The 14,914-nt window shown below is 39.0% G+C and carries 10 protein-coding genes; 9 read left to right on the top strand and 1 reads right to left on the bottom strand.

The window, feature by feature from the left end; all coding sequences use genetic code 11:
* The first annotated feature begins 4 nt into the window (after window positions 1–4).
* The 7 genes from AC504W_RS28460 (at window position 5) to AC504W_RS28430 (ending at window position 7,252) form a co-directional block, all read left to right on the top strand.
* Window positions 5–358, top strand: coding sequence for a hypothetical protein (locus tag AC504W_RS28460; protein WP_494879821.1), 354 nt, complete (start codon window positions 5–7; stop codon window positions 356–358).
* Window positions 359–440: 82 nt separating this feature from the next.
* Window positions 441–1,514, top strand: a complete 1,074-nt coding sequence (locus AC504W_RS28455) for a TrbI/VirB10 family protein (protein WP_494879819.1) — start codon at window positions 441–443, stop codon at window positions 1,512–1,514.
* A complete protein-coding gene (locus tag AC504W_RS28450) occupies window positions 1,511–2,446 on the top strand; it encodes a hypothetical protein (protein WP_494879817.1) in 936 nt (311 codons plus the stop codon). The genes AC504W_RS28455 and AC504W_RS28450 overlap by 4 nt, the downstream gene beginning before the upstream one ends.
* Window positions 2,447–3,706, top strand: coding sequence for a hypothetical protein (locus AC504W_RS28445; protein WP_494879815.1), 1,260 nt, complete (start codon window positions 2,447–2,449; stop codon window positions 3,704–3,706).
* Window positions 3,706–5,475 (top strand): type IV secretory system conjugative DNA transfer family protein, encoded by a 1,770-nt coding sequence (locus AC504W_RS28440; RefSeq protein ID WP_494879813.1) that lies wholly within the window; start codon window positions 3,706–3,708, stop codon window positions 5,473–5,475. Before AC504W_RS28445 ends, AC504W_RS28440 begins: the two co-directional genes overlap by 1 nt.
* Window positions 5,476–5,486: 11 nt before the next feature.
* Window positions 5,487–5,900: a hypothetical protein gene (locus tag AC504W_RS28435; protein ID WP_494879768.1), complete on the top strand. Its 414-nt coding sequence runs from the start codon at window positions 5,487–5,489 to the stop codon at window positions 5,898–5,900.
* Complete coding sequence (locus AC504W_RS28430; protein ID WP_494879811.1) at window positions 5,888–7,252, top strand: hypothetical protein; 1,365 nt, start codon at window positions 5,888–5,890, stop codon at window positions 7,250–7,252. Before AC504W_RS28435 ends, AC504W_RS28430 begins: the two co-directional genes overlap by 13 nt.
* A 591-nt stretch (window positions 7,253–7,843) precedes the next feature.
* On the opposite strand, the gene mobF is transcribed toward AC504W_RS28430, so the two are convergent.
* Window positions 7,844–12,964: a MobF family relaxase gene (gene mobF, locus AC504W_RS28425; RefSeq protein WP_494879809.1), complete on the bottom strand. Its 5,121-nt coding sequence runs from the start codon at window positions 12,962–12,964 to the stop codon at window positions 7,844–7,846.
* Between the two features lie 384 nt (window positions 12,965–13,348).
* On the opposite strand from mobF, the gene AC504W_RS28420 reads away from it, so the two are divergent.
* Together AC504W_RS28420 and AC504W_RS28415 are read left to right on the top strand one after the other, a co-directional pair.
* Window positions 13,349–14,464, top strand: coding sequence for a ParM/StbA family protein (locus AC504W_RS28420; protein WP_494879807.1), 1,116 nt, complete (start codon window positions 13,349–13,351; stop codon window positions 14,462–14,464).
* Window positions 14,457–14,909 (top strand): hypothetical protein, encoded by a 453-nt coding sequence (locus AC504W_RS28415; RefSeq protein WP_494879778.1) that lies wholly within the window; start codon window positions 14,457–14,459, stop codon window positions 14,907–14,909. The genes AC504W_RS28420 and AC504W_RS28415 overlap by 8 nt, the downstream gene beginning before the upstream one ends.
* The last annotated feature ends 5 nt before the right edge of the window (window positions 14,910–14,914 follow it).

Here is a 14,914-nt window from a genome sequence, read left to right as displayed (position 1 = left end):
CTTTATGCCAAACCAAATTGTAGAGCAAGAGCAATCTAACCCAGCAATGACAGCTACTAACAGCAATGGCAATCGTAGCGAAGAATTTGCACGGATGAATGGGGTAGAAATTAAAGAAGCTACAACAACTGATTTAACATCAGCTGAGTCAACGAATAATGTACCACCAAACGAGTTAGAAGAAATTGTCACTACTCGTCCTGTAGCGTCACATCCAATTTTAAAAGGATTAACCATATCTGGAGGAGTGTTACTAATAGTCATTGTTTTTGGGGCAATGATTAGCTCACTGACAGATGCTTTAAATTCCCCTAGCAATCAACCCGATACTAGGACTGCGAAAACTCGAGACCAATAAAGCAAGCAACGAAGAAGACGAAAAAGGAGAGTTAAAAACAGCGATCGCAATTACATCCCAGAAAAGCGAATTGCAGGCGATCGTGAAAAAAGATGATGCGGTAGCAGCAACCCCATTACCAATAGCAAAGCCAACAACTACGGCAGCTGTAACAGTAAGAGCGCAGCCAGTAACCCCAAGACAGCCCCAAGTTTACCAAGCACCTAGTAGAAGTTATCAGACTGCGGATAATGTGTCACCTAGAAGGGTATTTTCTCCTGCCCCTTCTACTCGCCAACCTCAAGTGGCAGTGAACAATTCTCGACCATTACCAGTAAAGTCTACTCCTACTGCGAAAGACCCGATGCAGGAATGGATAGCAGCTTCAAATGTGGGGATTTATTCTTCTAATAATGATGAAAGCAACTATGAGCAACCAGATTTAAAAAATCTTCAGGTAGAAGGAGGTATAGGAGTAAAAGCAGTCAATGGCTCTTACCCAAATCAGAATCAAAATGTGTCTTTTTCAATACCAGCTAATCATGGAGGCAAGCAAGTATTAGTAGGGACTCGTGCCACCGGAGTGATGGAAACGCCGATCGCATGGGTAAGTAGTAATAGTAATCAGGAACAACAAAATAGCTTGATTCGATTAACTCAACCATTAAAAGGATTTGATGGTTCTGAAGTTTTACCCAAGGGTAGTTATGTTGTAGCAACTATCAGCACGACTAATTCGGAAGTTGTACAAATGAAAGCGACATCGGCACTAATCAATAGTAATGGAGGAACCCTAGAAAAACAATTGCCGACAAATTCTATTTTGATATTAGGTAAAGATGGCGATTTATTAAAAGCTAAATCTCGTAAAGGTGGAAATAATTTAGGTGCATCACTGATGGCATCTTTATTATCTGGATTATCGAAAGCAGCAGAGATACAAAATCGAGCTAATACACAAACAACAATTAGCTCATTAGGTACAACAACGACAATTGATAACCCAGATAAAAATTTAGTAGCTGGCTTTGCTCAAGGGAGTATTAATGAAGTTTTAGAGAGAATGAAAACTGCCAATGAGCAGCAATTACGAGGGCTAGAACAGCAACAACAAGTTTTTGTAATTGAAGCTGGTAAGCAAGTCCAAATTTTTGTTAATAAATCTATTTCAATATGAAAACTCTAGCTGTGCTACTGGCGACTACTTTAGTTTGTGATGCTGGTATATCTTTAGCTTTACCAGCAGCGAGAAACGTCTATTCACAAGATGCTCAATCAAGCAGTAGTAGAGGAATTAATTTAAAAGTTTGGAAAGGATACGGACTAACGATTAACTTCATACCTACAGGAGAAAAAATCAAGCAAGTCTGGCTAGGAGATCCATCAAGATTTGCGTTAACTTCCAATGGTAATTTATGTCAACGCAGTACATCAAATAATGATGAAAGCTGCGGAACAGGAGGAGCTACAGTCTTATTTATAAGACAAATAAAGCCAATTAATTTTCCTTCATTAACAACCTCTCCAGATGGGAGTACAATAATTACAATTATTACGGACGGCGCAGAAGGAGATAAACATTATCAATTTCAGCTAACTCCAGCTAGTGGTAAACCATCTTATACAAGTCTAATTATTCACCCTGAATCTGAAAAACCTTCACCAATTGGGCGACAAGCAATATTAAATACAAGTATAAAAACACCTCAATTAGTAACAACAAATCCACCTGTTCAACAGCCAAAAAAACCTGTAACAGTCAAAAAACCTGTAATAATAGCCAAGCCAGTTACCCAACAAAGAACAGAAACGAGAAGTAACAGCTTGCCTCCTAGTTCTACAAATATTGCAAATAATTCAACGACTAACCCAGCCTTACCTAAATTAGTAACTGAGAGAAATTCAATTACTAGAAATGATGCTAATGCTTTAGCTTATGGACTAACACAAGCTGTTACTAATAAAGAAATTAAGCCCTATTCAAGGACTTGGCGAAAACTGCAAGATGCTATTCGATTATTACGCAGAGGCAAGAGTCAACAAGAAGCGATTTCTTTATCTGGTGTCCCAGCCGCATTATTTGAAAGCTTAATAAATAGAGGAAGATAAATGCTGAATTTTCCAAAAATATTATTAGGAATTTCAACAATATTAATGGCTACTACGCCAATACAAACCCAAGCCCAAATACCAACCGAAACTCGCACGTTACATCAATATGAAGCAAAAATACCTGATTGGTCAAAGATAACCTGGAATAATTTAGCACCAGTTGGGCAGCCTGGATATCTAAATATTGCACCAGAGTTAGTGAGCAAAATCGGTTATAATCCTTCGCGTTCTTGGTCGGCGGGACAAAAAATAGATTCGATAGTCATGTTAGGAGATGTAGAAGATGCTTTTAAGATGAGTGTTTTCAGTTTAGAAAGTATATCAGCAATAGCACCAATTGATTTTTCTCAATTGACGCTGAAAGACTTAGGATTGCTACAATGGCAAACCCCGAACACTTTAGTTAAAGCAATTCCAGCATTAGGGAACCTTGATATCAGCCAAGTACCACCGATTTATGATTTATTTAATCAAGTTGCTGCCCAAAAAAGAATTATTAATTTAACAGTTGCAGATAATACAAAGTCAAAAATCACAAATAAAAAGCCTTTAAAAATTGCTGTAAGTGGTAATTTATTACGAGTCTTACAGTCTAACCCTCAAGCAGCTAATACACCATTAGGTAAGCTGGATTTGAGCCGTTACCCAATTAATTCAGTACCAGGGCTAAGTAAAACACAATTAGCCAAATTCCCAGGTTGGCAACAGAGTTTTATTAATCAAGTACCAGGATTAAACAAAATTCCATTTGATAAAATGCCTCAACCGATTGATGCAGAGTTTAATGTAGTTGGTATTGCATCGTTAGTTTTGGGAAAAGCGGAACAAGGAGATACAAAAGTCGGCTCAGACTACTTTATATCTGGCAGTGTTAACCGTAGTAGTGTAACCATTCCTGTCGCTTGCGAAAGTCGTCAAGAATGTGCGTATATGGAGTTAGGCGATTTAGCTGGGCAACAAGGGGAACTTTACGGGAAACGTTGGGCCTTTGGTTCTCAAATGGTTAAGGGTGGATTTGGGCTACTGGGTCGGGTGAATGGTAGCAAAGAACCTACAGGTAGACTTGTTTACGGATCTGCCTTTAAGGTTGTACTGACAGGAGTGAATGAATCACAAGGAACAGCAGACTTTGGCTTGTTTTTCAGGATTTGCGCCAATATTCCGTTTGTAGGCAAGACCTGTACCCCATACTTTATTGGGCCAGTACCTTGGATACCTGTGAGAGAAAATGAGTTAGTGGTTGTGGGGACAAGGTAATGAGTGCAACAACCCAGACCCAACAGAATATTAGTAACCAGATTCTTCCGAGCAACTTTGTCTCTACTTTCTATTCGCCAATGGGTTTAGCATTGCTGATATCTATAGTTGCATTAGTAGTAGCTAAATCTTTAGACGCTAGGGGTAGATCAAGTAAACTAGCAAGGGCAAGGTGGGCAGGAGCTAGAGAAAGAACAGCAGCCCGGAAGTTAGCCATGAAGTTAATTCAAAAACGCAAACATAACCGAGTAGCTCTTTATGTTGGTACTCCAAAAGGAGCTACTTTTGAGGAGGTAGGTAACAAACGCATTATTAATCTTCCAGAAGATAGCTCAATTTTGTATCTGCCGGAAGCCCAACGAGGCATCTTTGTTTGTGGCGGCCCTGGTGGGGGGAAGACGAAATCAATGATTAATCCTTTGCTTTGGTCTGCGATTGATCAAGGAATACCAATCATTCTTTATGATTTTAAGTTTGATCGACAAAAATCAGCAACAGAAGAGGCCAAAGGACAAGCCCCTCAAATAGCAGGTTACGCTGCGATGCGTGGATATGAGGTGTCGATTCTTGCCCCTGGATTTCAAGAGTCATGTGTAGCTAATCCACTAGATTTTCTGCGGAGCGAAACTGATGCAGAGATGGCCCGCCAATTGGCGATCGTCCTGAATAAAAACTTTAAACTCTCATCAGGTGGTGACTCTTCCGAAAGTGGATTTTTTGTGAATGCAGGGGATCAGTTAGCACAAGCTATCTTCATGCTGGCAAAGGGTACAAACTTCCCGGATATTATGATGTGCCATGCGATTCTGAGTTTACCTAAGTTGATTGAACGCATTCAACAAGCTGATTTAAACCCTTGGGTCAGAGTGGCTTTTGAGCAATTTTTATCTGTAGCAGGTAGCCCAGAAACAGCAGCGAGTATTGTGGGTACAGCAAGTGGTCTTTTTACTCGCTTCATGACTCCATCAACGCTTTCTGCATTTTGTGGCCAAACAAACATACCCTTGGATTTAAAAGGACGAAAAATGGTGGTGTTTGGTATGGATAAGGAGAAAAGAGATGTAATTGCTCCTTTATTAGTGTCTATTCTGCACCTTCTATGTACCCGTAATTTAGCTGGTAAACGGACAGATCCTTTAGTTTTAGCATTGGATGAATTACCAACATTGTATCTTCCTGCTTTAGTAGATTGGCTCAATCAAAACCGTGAAGATGGCTTAATTTCTATATTAGGATTGCAAAATTTATCGCAACTTGAGAAAGCTTATTCTAAAGAAACTACTAATGCAATATTTGGGGGTTGTGCTACAAAAATAATCTTTAATCCACAAGATGATGTGGCAGCAGAACGATTTAGTAACTTTTTAGGTGATGAGCAAATTAGACATAAAGAACGCTCTCGTAGCTTTGGCGGTAAAGGTGGTGCAAGCACTTCAATTTCTGAGCAAAATACTACCCGAAAACTATTTGAAATTAGCCAATTTAATTCTTTACCTCCTGGTAGAGCAGTAATTATCAGTCCTGGTTTTCGCTCTGGTAAAGATGTAGGATTACCTTTATTAGAGCAAATTCCTGAAAATATTTTATCAGTTGACTGCGTAGCTAAAAGTATTGAGAAATGGTATGAAGTGCAGCAAAAAATTATTTTACGTTCTACTTTACGCGAACCATCTGGAGAAGAGTTAGAAAAACGGCGTTTAGAAGCAGAAAGATTACTACCAATAGTTGATAACTATGTGGCAGCTAATGACAGAATGAAGAATATTTAGGAGAAAAATACATGATTGAATTTTCTGATTATGAATTAAAAGCATTAAGTAAGTTACCTTTCGATATTGCGGTTTTAGCCAATAACGAATTTTATCGCAATAGTCTAATGAATGCGGCTGATTATTGGGATGAACCACCATTTCCTGAAAATCATATTCCCGAATTTATTGAAGTTTACTACGGAGATGCTGATAGTCCTCATATTTTTATAGTAAATGGGGAACTACAAGATTATGACGTAGCCAATTTACCTGATACGAGTAAAACAATTTCAGTTTTAGTTGATGACCAATGGACATACATAGAAATTGAAGGGAAAGTAATTCTTAATCGATTAGGAGGAGCTATTTTACCAGATATATTAGTAAGTCCATCAAGTCTTGTTGATTCACTTATAGGAGTAAGAAAATCATGGATGAAATAAAGTCTGAAGCTAAACAAGTGCAACATGATTATCTAGAAATCCTTAATGACATTTTAAACAAGTTATCAGAGAAGGGTAAATTTCAATCCTTAGATACCAGTAAAAATTTATCAATTTATGTTGGTAGTAAAGCAAAGTATAAAATTAGTTCTGATGGTGAAATTTCTGTAAATTTGATGACCCCAGAAGTGGTTGAGACAATTAAAACTGCTATCAATGACCCACAAAATCTAAAAGGTTCTGTGCGGATAATGGTAGGCAATCAGAAAGTTTATCATGCTAAAGATGGAAAAATTTTAACTGATAAACTTGGATTAAATCAAACTCAACTACAGTCTCGACAAGCTGAATCTGTAGAGGAATCATCAAGTATTGAAAGTCTTCAAAAGCAAGTAGAATCTTTACAACAAAAAGTTCAAGACCAGCAGGCTGTGATTGATAGGTTTGTTCAGCAAGAGAACTCAAGTGTTGAATCTACTCAAAAGCTATCAACAGATTTAGCTAATCTTAAGCAAGCATTTGATACACAGCAAAAAACCATTGAGCAATTACAAAAAGGATTGGAGGCAATAAATAAACAGAATCTTCCTGTCGTTAAAAATGAAAGTCTAAGTAAGTGGCTTAACTCAATTGAGAGTAAGGCTAAGAATACTGCTAAAAATCTTTATGAACAAGTAAAAACTGCGCTGACACCTAAAGTTGATAAAGTCAAAGCTCAATTAGAGACTCAAATCACTGCTTTAAAAGAGCAGATTAATCAACAAATGGAATCTGTTAAGGCAGAGATGAAATCACAAATAGCGGCTATTAAAAGTGAGTTTGAATCACAAGTAGGTGTAGTAAAAGATGGGATTGCTGAAGTTAAGCAATTAGCCAGTAACGAAGTTCAGTATGGCATAGAACGTCATCAAGCTGCTACAAGTGCTATTCAAAGTAAAATTTCTGAGGAAGTAAATACAGTTCATAAGCAAGTAACTAAAGCAGTTGGTGATATACACTCAAGAGTCAATCACACTGTCAAAGAGAACGTAACAAAAGTGACTAACAGTGTGATGGAAGTTAAGGGTAAAGCTTTTTCTAAAAGCATAGATTCTATGCTACGTCTATTTGGAAATCAAAACTCTGATGGTTCCCGAAGTTATGAAAGTAAAAATTACAATTTTTACCAAAAAGGAGATAGCATTACTGTTACCGCCAAAGATGGTCGGGCAGTCATGGTAGATAATAGTTTGACTACTCAAGCTACAGAGAAAGATGTTGAATCTTTGGAGGAAGTAGGACAGGTAGTTTCTGATTATCTAAAAAGTAATCACACTCAATCACAATCACAATCAATCAAACCTAGAAGATAACGTTTTTTAAGAATTCAGGATTCAGAAGGGTTAAAGAATTAGAAGAAATATTTGATGAATCAATTTACTAATCTACTAAATAAGCAGGCAGGTACGAATAAACCCAACTATGTAACAGAATATAAATTTTTCAAAACCCTTACGATTGCTTGACTCCACTTTTTTTCGTTTGCAGTAACGTAGTTATAAATTTTCGTGTCCACCTACTTACTTCTAAATTCTGAACCTTTGATAAGCTCAGGGTATCGCTTCTGACTCCTGGCTTCTAAATTTATATATACAAAGATGTTTGTTATGATAAAACGCTTGACAATCAAAAGAGTTTTTATCTACTTAATTTTTTACTTAATGGTTTGGATACGTCCTATTTTTATCCGAATTGGAAAGCTAATCGGGTTTTTTTTGATGCTAGTCTTTATTATGGGGCTAGTACAATTATTTATATTGCCTAATAATATTGGCTGGACAAGAACAATTGGAATTGGAGTGACGAGCTTTATTGTGTTTATGATAACAGAATATTATGATAATATATTATTGAGATTGAATCCTACTAGTAATACTCTTTTTCTAGGAAAATGAAAGAGCATTTTATCGCCTTAAGCCCATAAAATGATTTGTGTTTTGGCTGTTTTGATATCTAATTCTTGATTGAGATTGTTGGTGCTGTTTTTGTCGCAATAATTCATTTTTAATAGTAGATAATCGCTCTTGTAATGGTGCTGATTGTAAAACAAGAGTAAGAGTTTTCATATCAATAGTTTCTTGTTTCCTATCCCAAAATTGATAGTTTTGAGTCTGGATTTCCCAGTCTTTTATAGAGGTTCCTAATTGTTGTTTTTGAGTAAATAGCTCTTGGATAGTGTTAATAGTTTTCAATTGTTGGTTAACCACTAAATTATATTTATTACTTAATTGGTGGAATGGTAAACGCTCCAGAGATTTAATAATTTTTTCTTGTTGAGCGTGTTCTTCCCACAAACTATTAATTTGTTGCTGTAACTGGTTAATTTGATTCTCAATGGCTTGCCTGTCGATTGGCAGAGGCTTTTGAGCCACTGGTTGTGAGAAATATTCTTTAACAGCTTGCTCTAAATACAGTAGCTCTTGATTAGTGAGTGAATCGATAGATTTTTGAAATGCTTCAAATTCTGGCAATTGAGAATTTTCTGGAATAGCCTTGATTGTTTGGATTTGCCTTTTTTTATCTTTAACTGCCTCGATGACAGGCGGTAAAGTTTCAACTAGGGCTGATGATAATGTTTGTTGCTCCACAAAATCTGCGATCGCATTTAAAACCTTCTTTGTTGATGGTGGAGCGATCGCTGTTTTATTGAGAGGAGTTGGCACAGGCAACTGTTTGAGTTGCTCAACAACTTCCTCAAGTTTCTGAACTAATACAGGTGATTCAACGGCTGCCAAGTCAATGTGTTGTGCGATCGCCGTTATCGCCCTGTGTTGAGTTGCTTGGTCGATGTGTGCTGGCTTTGAGGGCTGCAAATCACGAATGAGAGATTGCAACCGTTCAATATCGATAGCTGATTCAATAGCGGCGTTGTCTAAAAATTCAGAGATAGCATTTATAGCGTGTCCACTTGATTTAAGGCTGACATCAGTTTTTGGGTTGTTAAGACTTGCTGTATTGAGTTGTTGAGTGTCATCTGGGTGCTGCGCTGTTCTTTGACCTCGAAACTCATCTGATGCAAGGCTTCTGTTAAGTTCTCTAAGGTGTCCTTCAAGTTGCTCGACTTCTTCGAGTTCAAGGTGTCGGCTAATTGCTCCAAGAACGCGCTCAAATTTTGGGCTTGTGCTTGTTCTACGTTGTGGATTTCCTGTCTCAATTCGTGGTTCTGAGACTCTAACTGTTCGATTTTGGCATTCATCTGCGCTTGGTTGATCAACAGTTGATCCATTTTTTGAATTAATAATGCGATTTCGGATGGTGGCTGAGTGCTGGGATTGCTGATGGTTGAGGTCATGATTTTGCTCCTTGATATGGTTTTGTGATGTAGCTAACCTTTGCTGACGTTCTTGCAGTGTGAGTTTACGAGGTGGTTGATAAGGTGGTTTTCGTTGCTGTTGATTGCGCTGCTGCCAATCTCGTAAACTTATAGCCTCATGGTTGACCTTTTCATAAGCCAGTGGCCCTTGGGCTACTATCAAATCATCAACACCTTTATCTGGCCCTGGCAGAGTTACCACACTGACAAAGGCTCCTTGTTTCTCCAACAGTTGCCCAGTGCGAGAGATGGCAATCTCTATATTTTGTTTAGTTTCTGGTCGAGTTTCATAATCAAAGCAGAAAGTGATTTCGCGTTCTGGAGTGGCGAAAACAGCTAACTCATCCATGAGTTTAGCTTTCACCTTTTCCCCGAACTCGTCTTTACTACGATAACCAGCATAAATCCCAGGCAAACCGATAGCCGGATGACTTTGACTTAATAAACTGGCAGCTTTCTTAGCCCCTTCAGTAATTGTGGTTGGGAGGTTATGTTTCCAGACACAATACCAAAAGCCACTAGTGCGATCTGCTTGGGTTGGCTCGACTCCATATTTTTTATAGATGCGGTCTGCTAAATCATCAGGCACATCTAACAGGAAGATACTTAAATCAGTTTTAGGTGGATGCTCATATTTAATGAATTTGCCTGGTTTATCAGGTTTCTCCCTGGGATTATTCGGCTTGTAGCATCCCCACAATGTTCTATCGGGTTGATCCCCTGGTTGCAAATTAGCGAAAGATTTGGGATTAACGCCAGCATCGCACCACCAACCACCGTCCTCGATATGAGAGTATTTGCTAATCATACCTGTAGAAAGTCTACCTGTATTGGTGCGTGGTAGCTGCTGACTGTACATTAAATGTTCCCATGCTTCATGTTCCCATTCAAAACCCTGATGCAGAGACTTGAAATTTAAAGCGGCGATCGCCGGATGAATAGCACTACCTTCTACCAATTCCCGCCAGTGTTGAGCGTCAAGTGTTTCTGGAGGTTCATGAGAACTGCTAGGAGTCCAAAATGCTATCTGTCGTAGTGTTTTAACCGGCGATGGTTTAGGAAGTGGTGGAGTGGAATTAGGTTTAGATTCAGTTTTAGCTGGCTGATTTACTAATATTGTGACTGGTGATGAAGCGTCTGCTATCCGCTGTGATGCTTGCTGCTTCTCCAATTGTTTTTGGCGTAGTAAAGACAGTGCGTTTTCTTTGGCTTTGCTCGATTGTGCTAAGGAGAGTAAATCTTGTTTATCTTCGGTGTAGAGCTTCAAGGAATACCTAGCACGGCTAACAGCAACATAAAAGCTTTCTTGTCCAATAGTGTGATCTGCTGCGATGAGAACTCTATCAGCCGTTTTCCCTTGACTACTATAGGTTGTACTGACGAGGGCATAATCTAAATGTTGTGCTTGTTTTAAATCAATAAATTCAATTTGACCACTATCTAAATACTCGATTTGAGCGTCAGAATCAGCAATTGCTTTAACGACAAACTCCTGACCGTTGCGCCGTCCTAATTGACGGTCGTTTTTTGTCCAGCGTAGGCGATCGCCTACAGCGATTTCAATCTCAAGAGATTGGTAAACTGCTTTATCAAATCCCGTATCTACTTGAAAATGCTTACCATCACTATCTCTAAGAGTGAGGCTGTCATTGTCTTTGCCCACAACCTTATAGAGCTTGCCTTTCTCTAGCCCCCGGCGTTTGTAATTGCGGGTGGGCATGACCATATCACCTTTGTCAAAGTTGTGGGTATAACGCTTTTGTACAAGAGTTAAATCTTTGGCTTGCAGTTGGGTGATGATAGCATTTGTTCCCAAACTGCCCTCAGCCTTGAGATGTTCTCGAATGGCTTGGGTGATAGCCAATCGCTCTTTATTTGTACCGGCTAATACTAGAGTTTTCGCCCGTTGTTCAGGTGTGGCTGTTATATATTCATTTGCGATCGCTGCAATTTTTGATTCTGGTGTTACAGTCTCAATGCAGCCGTTCTCATCCAGACGTTTAAAACCTTCCTCAATAGAGCCAGAGGCAATCAAATCTACAGCCAGTTTCAGTTTTGGCGCACGTTGCCTATTAGATTCGTTTAAGTAACTGGTCTTAATCCCCGCCTGTTGCAGCGATTTGAAGGGATTGCCAGCTTCTACAGCTGACAATTGCTTTGTATCGCCTACTAACAAAACCCTGGCTTCCTCTTTTTCTGCCCGTTCTAAAAGAGTAAGGGCATCTTTAGCACTGAGTAAACCTGCCTCATCCACCACCCAGATTTGATAAGGTTCAATTTGTTCTGGTGGTTCGGAGACTAACAATCTGGCAACAGTTTCAGCTTGAATATCTAATTCTTGCCCCAAAACCTTAGCCGCCATTGAACTGGGAGCAAAACTTTTAATAGTGTAGCCACTGATGGCAGCGATCGCTTTCAGTTCCTTGAGTGCGAAAGTCTTACCAGCCCCGGCGACTCCCTGCCATGCTGTAAATTGGTCAGTTGTAGTTGCTGCGTCTAAGACGGCGCGACGCTGATCCCGATTTAGAGCAGTTTTTTCTAAATAACTTTCGGCTATTTCTGGGTGTACCAGTGGGTTAACTTTTCCTTGCCCAGATTGCATCAACTTAATAGTTGCTATTTCTCTGTTGACTGCCGACAATGTAGTAAAATCGCGTCTTTGTTCGGACAGGCTGAGTAATTCAGTATTAACCTGAATTAGTGGTTCAATCTGAGTTATGTCTGTAGTCAGCCCTTGCTCAAGGATGAATTTCTCTAAATCCTCCTGGGTAAAGGAGACATTTCGTTCTGAGCAGTGAGCGATCGCGGCTTCTAAATGCTCTTGGTTAATAGACCTCGGCTGAAAGTCAGGCTGTGGAGCTTCCCAGTGTATAAATTCAATGCCAAAGAAAAGTGCTTCTTCTTGCCACTTGGCTTTTAGTTCATCTGGGGCAATCTTCTGCTTGGCTGCACGAGTAATTGACCAAGCCCCCTCTCGCTCTGCCCAGGTTGAGTTTTCCCCTACTACCTTTAATATCTGCTGTCTGCGTTTAGAAAATTCCTCTAAGTCTTCTTCGCGGAAACCTTTAATTTCAAACTGTCCGTGTTTCCTTGGTTCTACTTTATAACCTAGTTTCTGAACTTCAGATGCTAAGTGATGCTGATAGACCATACCGAGGAATTTCTTGTTTTTAAAAATTTCTCTGTTTGAGAGGCTTTGCCATTTACCATCATCAAGCTGAGTCATATTCATGATCAGCGTATGAGTATGTAAATGAGGATCTAGCTCTCTGCTTTCAGTGTGGTCAAATTCAGCGATTACTAAATTCCCTGTTCTGGTAGGTTCTCGTCCTGTATCTGTTGTAGTTCTAGTAAAGCTATAGCGAGACTCAATCAACTCCAATGTTTTCTGCACTGCCAAAGAGTGAGCTTTAATTAGCCTTTCATCTCCACCTACTAACGCTTGTAGGCTTACACTCTTTGGTGCAGAGAAGGTGAAATCAGTAGCTGCTAATCTTTCGGAGCTTGTCTTTTTAGCGTAGAGGGTTTGGCTGCCATCTGGCGATCGTCCATTCACGATATTGGTAAAAATTTCTTTATTGTTAATTGCTCCTGACAGTCCAAGCTTTTCAGCACCTTTGCCAAACCAGCGAGAGTTTTTGACTTCATGGCTATATTCTTCCATGAAGTAGTTTACTGCTTGCTGTGGTTTAGTATTTTTGCCCGTTAGCATTCAGCTAAATGTTACTTTTGTAGTATTTAATAATTCAAATACCAATAAAAATTTTTTTGCTTATTTTAATTCTAAAACTAACCCGTATTTCTTGCCAAATTTTTTAGGCATAATGTGCGAAAAAGGGGTTTTTAAAAGTGTCATAAATTTACCATAAAAATGCCAGAAAAAAGCCATAAAAATACCAGAGGTTTACCATAAGTTTTCCATAGCTTAATTTTTATAAAATTAGAGTTACCATAAAACTGACATGGTTTTAACATAAAAGTGCCATGATATTGCCATGTAAATACCATAGTTTTACCATAAAACTCCCCTTATATACTGATACGTTTTGCTACTAATTTTTGGTGTACTGAGTCTTCAAGTAAGTCATTAAATTTTATGAGTCCACTAAAACTTGCAGTAGATCCGGGTGGTTCATTTCTCAAATGTTTCTATACTTTGGAGAGCTTTAAACCGGAATTGCTTTTGATGGAGCCGGAAGTTGCAACAGTTCCTTTAGAAAGCTTACAAGCTTATGAACAGAGTAAAATCGGTAATTCTTCACCTGAGAATAGTGCTTGGATTGAATATCAGAACAGCTTTCAAGCTGTAGGGTTTTTGGCTCGAAAGCGATTCAATGCAGATTTACAACTGCAACGCCGCAAATTTGAATTAGCTTTGCCGAAAGTTCTGGCTATGGTTGGCGCGATCGCTACGAAACACGATTTACCCAATAACTCAGCTATCCAATTAGGTATACTGCTGCCGTGGGGAGAGTACCAAGATAGAGCTTTATTTGGAGAATTAATCACTAAAGCATTAGCTGACTATAAGTTCAAGGGACAAGCTAAGTCTTTTAAATTGGATGCTTTTGTCTGTCTTCCAGAAGGGGGAGGTATTCTCACAAGAGGCCGCGCCCCAGGCTCTAGCATCAGAGATCAGACAATTGCTGTGATTATGTTAGGGTACAGAGACACTTCTATCCTAGTGATTGAACGTGGAGAAATGAGCAAAGGTAAAACAGAGCCGTTGGGATTTTCCAAAATGATTGAGTCTGTGATGTCCCAAACATCTGGTTTAAATCCTCATCAACTAACGGCAGCAATTTGTAAAGCGGGACGGAACATTAATAATAAAGCCTTAGAAGAATTGGCAATGGTAGATGCAGCTTACAAAGAGCATGAAATAACCACAATTAGAAATGCAATCACTAATGGCAGGAAAGAGTATTGGATGATGTTATCCAATTGGTTGAAGTTGCAAGTACCTCGTGATGTTGACGAGGTAATTATGGGTGGTGGTACGGCTCATTATTTTCGTTCTCAATTGAACAACTTATTTTCTACAACAAAAGTTAATTGGTGCGATCATTTGGAGTCACAAATTACCGATAATTTTTCCCAAGTTGCGGCCAAGTCATTACAATACCGACTAACTGATGTTTATGGTTTATTTTTCTACCTGTGCGGCAGCACTTTGAAGACTAAAGTGCAAGTAGGTACTGCCAATGGCTAAACAAATAGAATATCGATTCCGTATTGCTTTGGAATCTCAAGACTTGAATACTGCCCTGGTCAATTTCCTCAAAGCGAAAGACCCACTTTTTACCGAACGTGACAAGTTATTTTCTGCCCTAAATGCTTATTGGCTACCATTTGCAATGAAAGAGGCAGGTTACTCTGATGAGGAGTTAAGACAATGTGCTAAGAATGCTATTTATCGTTTGAAATTGCATATTAGCTATTTAGCTGAAAGCTTTGGTTTGGAACTAGACGATGATGCTGTATTACAACCAGCCGCCACTACAAAAGCATTTCCACCTGTCGCTAAACCACCAAAGCTTAATGATATTAACTTGCAACCATCAACTGCTACAGAAGTCATAAGCACTGGTTCTCAGCCTTTGGATGATTTGATATATCACGAAGACGACAGCACTTTTGAAGGATTATTTAGTTAATGGAG

The sequence above is a fragment of the Nostoc sp. C96 genome (assembly GCF_059384975.1).
This window is presented reverse-complemented; position numbering and strand designations above follow the sequence as displayed.

Coding starts and splice junctions, on each gene's coding strand:
- AC504W_RS28460 (WP_494879821.1), top strand. CDS start 5: ATGCCAAACCAAATTGTAGAGCAAGAGCAATCTAACCCAGCAATGACA.
- AC504W_RS28450 (WP_494879817.1), top strand. CDS start 1,511: ATGAAAACTCTAGCTGTGCTACTGGCGACTACTTTAGTTTGTGATGCT.
- AC504W_RS28445 (WP_494879815.1), top strand. CDS start 2,447: ATGCTGAATTTTCCAAAAATATTATTAGGAATTTCAACAATATTAATG.
- AC504W_RS28440 (WP_494879813.1), top strand. CDS start 3,706: ATGAGTGCAACAACCCAGACCCAACAGAATATTAGTAACCAGATTCTT.
- AC504W_RS28435 (WP_494879768.1), top strand. CDS start 5,487: ATGATTGAATTTTCTGATTATGAATTAAAAGCATTAAGTAAGTTACCT.
- AC504W_RS28430 (WP_494879811.1), top strand. CDS start 5,888: ATGGATGAAATAAAGTCTGAAGCTAAACAAGTGCAACATGATTATCTA.
- mobF (WP_494879809.1), bottom strand. CDS start 12,964: ATGCTAACGGGCAAAAATACTAAACCACAGCAAGCAGTAAACTACTTC.
- AC504W_RS28420 (WP_494879807.1), top strand. CDS start 13,349: ATGAGTCCACTAAAACTTGCAGTAGATCCGGGTGGTTCATTTCTCAAA.
- AC504W_RS28415 (WP_494879778.1), top strand. CDS start 14,457: ATGGCTAAACAAATAGAATATCGATTCCGTATTGCTTTGGAATCTCAA.